This is a genomic window from Hyphomonas sp. UBA3601, assembly GCF_002375605.1.
Lineage (GTDB): Bacteria > Pseudomonadota > Alphaproteobacteria > Caulobacterales > Hyphomonadaceae > Hyphomonas.
Genome location: NZ_DFME01000047.1, coordinates 1,122 through 1,463 on the forward strand (window position 1 = coordinate 1,122; position 342 = coordinate 1,463).

Annotated in this window: 1 pseudogene; it reads right to left on the reverse strand. The window is 54.1% G+C overall.

The features are described 5' to 3' along the window. A pseudogene (locus tag B4F73_RS05450) lies at window positions 1-342 on the reverse strand (alpha/beta hydrolase); the annotation flags it as partial.

The window sequence follows — 342 nt, forward strand, 5'->3', positions numbered from 1 at the left end:
GCACAGTCAGCAATCGGCTGCCCTTATGCCGTTTCAGCATGCGGTTCGCGGTTTTTTCTGTGAGGATATCCGAGGTTTCACCGCGAACAATCAGTAGCGGGATGGCCTTGAGCGCCGAGTAGATACGCCACATCGCGAAGTTGACGCGCCAGCTCGGCTTCGTACTGCCCATGCCCCGCACAATTACCGGATCATAGTCGAATATAATCTTTCCATCATCGCGTACCGTGCAAGTTCGCTTGGCAAATTCGAGCCAGTCGTCTGCGTTATAGTCCGGGTAGACGCTCGCCTGTGTTCGGCCAATTGCTGTAGCGGCATCGTCCAGATTGTCGAATGTTTCAT